This is a genomic window from Methanofastidiosum sp. (assembly GCA_013178285.1).
Classification (GTDB): Archaea; Methanobacteriota_B; Thermococci; order Methanofastidiosales; family Methanofastidiosaceae; genus Methanofastidiosum.
Map to the genome: position 1 here is coordinate 33,859 of JABLXD010000017.1, position 6,183 is coordinate 40,041.

At 35.9% G+C, this 6,183-nt stretch carries 9 protein-coding genes; 6 read left to right on the top strand and 3 right to left on the bottom strand.

From position 1 onward, the window contains the following. Complete coding sequence (locus HPY60_06700; GenBank protein NPV50867.1) at positions 1-468, top strand: hydrogenase maturation protease; 468 nt, start codon at positions 1-3, stop codon at positions 466-468. On the opposite strand, the gene HPY60_06705 is transcribed toward HPY60_06700, so the two are convergent. Next, the gene (locus tag HPY60_06705; protein NPV50868.1) at positions 461-793 is read right to left on the bottom strand and encodes a glutaredoxin; all 333 of its coding nucleotides are present in this window, start codon (positions 791-793) and stop codon (positions 461-463) included. The genes HPY60_06700 and HPY60_06705 overlap by 8 nt on opposite strands. Positions 794-897: 104 nt before the next feature. Here HPY60_06705 and HPY60_06710 point away from each other — a divergent pair, with 104 nt between their 5' ends. Next, the gene (locus HPY60_06710) at positions 898-1,500 is read left to right on the top strand and encodes a flavodoxin family protein (GenBank protein NPV50869.1); all 603 of its coding nucleotides are present in this window, start codon (positions 898-900) and stop codon (positions 1,498-1,500) included. Between the two features lie 9 nt (positions 1,501-1,509). Beyond that, a complete protein-coding gene (locus HPY60_06715) occupies positions 1,510-2,637 on the top strand; it encodes a DUF1297 domain-containing protein (protein NPV50870.1) in 1,128 nt (375 codons plus the stop codon). Here HPY60_06715 and HPY60_06720 read toward each other — a convergent pair. Beyond that, on the bottom strand, positions 2,615-2,989 hold the full coding sequence (locus HPY60_06720; GenBank protein NPV50871.1) for a response regulator: 375 nt from the start codon (positions 2,987-2,989) through the stop codon (positions 2,615-2,617). The genes HPY60_06715 and HPY60_06720 overlap by 23 nt on opposite strands. Before the next feature lie 7 nt (positions 2,990-2,996). After that, entirely contained in the window at positions 2,997-3,407 is a 411-nt protein-coding gene (locus HPY60_06725) for an Lrp/AsnC family transcriptional regulator (protein NPV50872.1), read from the bottom strand. A 113-nt stretch (positions 3,408-3,520) separates the two neighbouring features. Here HPY60_06725 and lysW point away from each other — a divergent pair, with 113 nt between their 5' ends. The 3 genes from lysW to HPY60_06740 form a co-directional block, all read left to right on the top strand. Further along, a complete protein-coding gene (gene lysW / locus HPY60_06730) occupies positions 3,521-3,682 on the top strand; it encodes a lysine biosynthesis protein LysW (GenBank protein ID NPV50873.1) in 162 nt (53 codons plus the stop codon). Position 3,683: 1 nt separating this feature from the next. Continuing rightward, entirely contained in the window at positions 3,684-5,078 is a 1,395-nt protein-coding gene (gene lysS, locus HPY60_06735; protein NPV50874.1) for a homocitrate synthase, read from the top strand. Next, the coding region (locus HPY60_06740; GenBank protein ID NPV50875.1) for a 3-isopropylmalate dehydratase large subunit at positions 5,062-6,183 on the top strand (1,122 nt) is incomplete at its 3' end. The genes lysS and HPY60_06740, both read left to right, overlap by 17 nt.

A 6,183-nucleotide genomic window follows, 5' to 3' on the forward strand; every position in this document is an offset into this window, starting at 1 on the left:
ATGAAGAAAATAATAGTCCTCGGGATTGGTAATCCATACCTTAAAGATGATAGAATAGGCCCCAAAATAGTTGAAGATTTAGAAATATTTTTCAAAGATAAAGAAAGTATGGTATTTGAAGTTTTCTATTCTTCTGGAATTGAACTGTTAGATTCAATCTTAGATTATGATAGTGCAATATTTATTGATTCTATTATTTCCAATAATGTGGGAAAAATAACTTATCTTACACTAGAGAACGTCTTATCTCTACCTGAGACGACTTCCCCCCATTCTACTAACTTTTCAACAATGATAAAACTGGGTATGAAAATTTCACCTGACAGGATGCCTAAAGAAATACTTTTTTGTGCAATAGGGATAAGTGATCCTTTTACATTTTCAGATAAATTCTCACCGATTCTTGAAGAATACTACATAGAAATATTAGAAGAGCTAAAAGATAAAATAAAGGAGTTATCTACATAGCTTTTCTGACCGCATCGTGCATTATCATATCTGCTTGAGGGGTTCCAACAAAGGCAAGTATTCCATTTATGACAATTGCCGGTACGCCCATTACGCCAAGTTTTCTTGCTTTTGATTCCCCTTCAGGAGTTGCAACATTAACGATTGCAACGTCCACGTTATCATATTGTGATGCTACCCTATAGGCCATTTCGGCGGCTGCGGGACAATGAGAGCATCCAGAAAGAGCGAGAACTTCAATTAATACCCTTTTCTTTTTTTCGCCAGATAGTCTTTCTTTTAAGTCGTCCATCTTTTTTTTTCTTATTTCATCTATTTCGTCCATGAAAACACTGTTATTCCATGTGTATGCATCTTTATAAAAATTTAGATAAGATCCTTACAAAACATTTTTATAAATAAAGAATCATAAGAAAATGGAGTGATTATATGAAAATATTAGGCATTTGTGGCTCTCCAAGAGAGGGGAACACTTTATTTCTATTGAAGAAGGCACTTGAAACATGTAAAGAACTTGGGGTTGAAACTGAGCTGATACACGCTGGTTTACTTAAAATTGCCCCATGTAAGGCATGTGGAGCATGCAAGGATACTGGAACATGTATCCAAAAAGATGATATGACCCCCCTTTATGAAAAGATAAGGGGTGCTGACGGAATACTACTTGCCTCACCGGTATATTTGGGCGGGGTTTCTGCTCAAATGAAGGCATTTATGGATAGGACAAGGGCTCTAAGGGGAAAATTTGAACTTAGAAACAAGGTAGGTGCTGGGATTTCTGTAGGTGGGTTTAGAAATGGTGGACAAGAAACTACATTGCAACAGATCTTTAATTTCTTCTTGATACATAACTCAATTGTTGTCGCTGACGAAACAACTTCCCACTATGGCGGTGTAGGACACGGTTACAATGCTGGAGATTGTGACAAGGACGAATATGGGATAAAGACTTCACAGAATACAGCTAAAAATATGGTCAAAGTACTAAAGTTGATAAAGGGAGAGGCCAAAGAAGAAGTAAAAAGCTGGTAAGGTTTTTTCATGATAAATCAGGAGGATATAAAGAATATCCTAAACAGTTACGACCTTGAAAACATAACTATCGGTGTATTAGGTGGACATTCCGCATTAGATATTTCAAGTGGTGTAAAGAAATACGGATTTAAAACAGTTGCAGTCTGTCAAAAAGGAAGAGAAAAGACTTATTCAAAATACTACAGATCAAGAGATGGTCGAGGCTGTATCGATGAAGTGGTAGTATTAGACTCATTCAAAGATATTACTAAAAAAGAAGTCCAGAAACAGCTTCGTGAAATGAATACAATTTTTATACACAACAGGTACTTCTGGGTTTACTTCGATTTTGAAAGAATAGAAAATGATTTCTTTGTACCGATATATGGAACAAGAGGTCTTGTAAAACTTGAAGAAAGGGATGTCCCAAAAAACCAGTATTATCTTTTAGAAAAAGCAGGCATAAGATTTCCAAGAATATTCTCATCCCCTGAAGAAATTGATAGACTTGTGATAGTAAAGGTCTCTGAAGCTATAAGAGGATATGAAAGGGCCTTTTTCTTTGCTTCTTCTCGATCTGAGTACGAACAAAAAAGCGAAGAATTAATTGAAAAAGGGATTATTACTAGAGAAGCTTTGAATAAAGCAGTTATTGAAGAATATATTTTGGGGGCCCAGACTAATTTCAATTTCTTCTATTCAAATGTAAGAGAAGAACTAGAGCTTATGGGAACAGATACTAGAAGACAGACAAATCTCGATGGAATACTAAGACTTCCTGCAAATGAACAGCTTGAAGTATTAAAGTATGTTAAACCTAAAATGATTGAAACTGGTCACATTACTTGTACTACTAAAGAAAGTATTTTAGAAAAAGCTTTTGAAATTGGAGAAAAATTTGTTGAGGTTACAAGGAAGGAGTACCCACCAGGCATAATTGGGCCATTTGCACTTCAAGGGGCAGTAGCTTCTTATGAAGGGAAGGAAGAGATTGTCATATTCGATGTTTCAATGAGAATTCCGGGAAGCCCAGGCACAAAATTCACGCCCCATTCAGGTTATCTTTATGGAAGGGAAATAAGCTATGGAGAAAGAATTGGAATGGAGCTTAGAGAAGCTTTAGAAAAAAGATCTATTTATAGTATCCTGTCTTAGGCCTCTTTTTTAAAACATATTTTTCTATTATTTTTTCTATTGAATCAATTGAAAATGGTTTTATAAGAACGAATTTAGCACCTGCGTCAAACATGTCTTTTTGTAGCTCTGTGTAGGCGGTTCCACCTATGACAATGGCATTAGGATTAAACTTTAATATTTCCTTTGTTGCTTTGATGCCATCCATTACTGGCATTTTAATATCCATTATAACAACATCAGGCTCCTCTTTTTTGTATGTTTCTACACCTTCTAATCCATCATTTGCAAGTAATACCTGATGACTAGAAAGACCTTGTTTTAATATATCTAAAAAATCTTGATTATCATCAACGAGCAGAATTTTTACCATATAACCACTATAATACGTTTAAGACTGTTAAACTAGTTGATTTGTTAACTCCTTTAAGCTTTCTGATATTTTCTATAATGATATTAAACTCTTTTGGTGAATTGCATAACACATATGCTACAACATCCCATTCTCCAGTTGTCTCATACACTCTTTTTACCCCTTCGATTTTCATGATCTGTTTTACAATCTCATCAGTTGATTCTTGGGTGTGGGTATTTAATAGAACTAATGAAATGAATCCAAAATTTGTAGAAACTTCAACTGTGAAATTTTTGATTATACCTGTTTCAACTAGATTATCAATTCTTCTTCGGATAGATCCTTCTGAAACAGATAATTTTTTTGCTATCTCAGTATTCTTCATTCTAGAATCTTTTTCTAAGATTGACAATATTTGTATATCTAGTTCATCCATGGATGATATTTTGCATTTGCCTTTAAAAATATTTCGATTATCGTAAAATTTATGCCGTTTATAACCGGAAGATTTAAAAGGAGTTTACGATTAATGCCATCGAGGTGATTTGGATGTCAGAATGTCCAGAATGTAGTTGCGTTATTGAAATAGAAAATCCAGAAGTTGGGGATATCGTAGAGTGCCCAGAGTGTGGAATAGAGCTTGAAATAATAAGCCTAGACCCATTAGTACTCGAAATTGCTCCCGAAGAAGAAGAGGATTGGGGAGAATAAAATGGTTAAGATATTGGACACAACTTTAAGGGAAGGTGAGCAGACAGCAGGCGTTTCTTTTACCGTAAATGAAAAGATGACGCTAGCCAAGATGCTTGACAATTTTGGAGTCGATATGATAGAAGTCGGCCACCCTAATGTTTCTCCAAAGATTGAAGAATTTATCAGAAAGGTTGTAAAAGAAGGTCTTAAGGCTGAGGTAGTAGGACATGTGAGGGCTGTAAAGGGAGACGTGGAAATGGCTGTTGACTGTGAAGTTGACAGAGTGGCGATCTTTCTTGCAACTTCAAATGTTCACCTTAAAGATAAATTAAAGATGACTAAGGAAGTAGCGATAGAAAAAGTAGTAGATTGTGTCCAATATGCAAAAGACCACGGATTAAAAGTCAGGTACACACCCGAAGATGCAACAAGGACAGATTTTGAATACCTAATTGAAATCTGTAATGCTGCTATTGATGCTGGGGCTGACAGGATAAGCGTAGCAGATACCGTTGGGGTTATGCAACCCCACATTTTTTACGATCTTGTAAAAAAGATTAAAGATAATGTAAAACCTGTTGGAATTGATGTACATTGTCATAATGATTTTGGTCTTGCTGTTGCAAATGCTATGGCAGGCGTAAGAGCAGGAGCCGACTGTGTCCATACAACAGTTAACGGTATAGGTGAAAGAACAGGTATAGTGGATTTATCTAATTTTGTAGTGGCCACTAATATCTTGGATAGAGAAAATTTAAAGTATGACCTTAAAATGCTAAAACAGATCTCCGCATATGTAGAAAAAATAACAGGTATTTACATTTATCCACTAATGCCAATAATGGGAGATAATGCATTCACGCATAAGAGTGGAGTTCACACAGATGGTGTTTTAAAAAATCCATCTACTTACGAACCTTTTTCGCCCGAGATGGTTGGAAAAGAAAGAAAGATAATAGTCGATAAATTTGCTGGCAGAAGAGCTGTTATGTCAAAATTAAACCAGTACGGGATTAAGGCCAGCGACGAAGATTTGTTAAAAATAATTCAAGAGATTAAGAAAGTAGGGGACGAAAGAAAAATTGTGCATGAAACAGATATCTTAGATATTGCTGAAAAAGTGCTTGGAGTTAAAGCTGTTACTATTCCAACAGGAGTTGATGCTGTTTTATTCCTAAGGCTTGAAGCCCATATTTACACAACATCAATATCTAGAAAAATTAAGAATATGAAAGGTGTAGAAAAACTATATGAAATGTCTGGAGACGAAGATATCGCTATTTATGCATCATTAAAGAATGTTGCTGAACTCAATAACTTAATAGAAGATATAAGAAGTATCCCTGGAGTTCTTGCAACAAGTACTAGAGTAGTTCTAAAGAAATATGGTGAAGTAAATGGGAACAGTTGCTGAAGAGATTTTTTCAAGGAAACTATCAAGAAACGTTTCTGCTGGAGAAATTGTATTAGTTGATATAGATGTAACGATGAGTCATGACAATACAACGCCGCTTGCAATTAAAGCATTAAGAAATACAGGTAAGCCATTGTATGACAAGAACAGAGTTGTTGTTATCTTTGACCATGTGCAGCCACCGGCATCAGTTGAAAGTGCCACGTTACAGAAAGAAGTATTAGAATTTATAAAAAAGGAAGGTATAAAGAACTTCTTTAGAGAAGGAATCTGTCACCAAGTTCTTGTTGAGAGGGGATTTGTTTTACCAGGAAGAGTTATCATTGGAGGAGACTCCCACACGTGTACTTATGGCGCTCTTGGAGCATTTGGAACTGGTGTTGGATCTACAGACATTGGAGTTTCATATGCCACCGGTAAGAACTGGTTTAGAGTTCCAGAAACATTTTATTTTGATGTTAATGGATCGTTTGCTAAAGGTGTTTACCCAAAAGATTTGATCCTTAAGATTATTGGAAAAGTTGGAGCCAGAGGAGCAACCTACAAAGCTTGTGAGTTTGGTGGGGAAACTATTGAGAATATGGCAATAGGTGATAGACTTACACTAACAAACATGGCAATTGAGATGGGAGGAAAGACTGGATTAATCAAGACTGATAAGGTAACTGAGAACTTCTTGAAGTCAAGAGGATATCCATACACAGAAATTGTTCCAAAAGATCCAAACTATGAAAGGATATTTGAATTTGATGTAGATGATCTAACGCCTCAACTTGCTGTTTCACCAAAAGTTGACAATGTCTACCCAGTTGAAAAATATGCAGGCACTGAAGTGGATGAAGTCTTCATAGGGACATGTACAAACGGTAGGATAGAGGATCTAGAGATAGCCGCAAGGATGTTTAAGGGAAAGAAGTTAAGCCCTCTTCTTAAAACAGTAATTGTTCCGGCATCAAATGAAGTTTATTTTGAGGCAATGAACAGAGGATACATAAAAATATTCATGGATGCAGGTGCAATGGTATGTAATCCTGGATGTGGCCCATGTATTGGTAGGCATCAAGGTGTACTTGCACCTGGAGATAGAGCCTTGACCACTATGAAT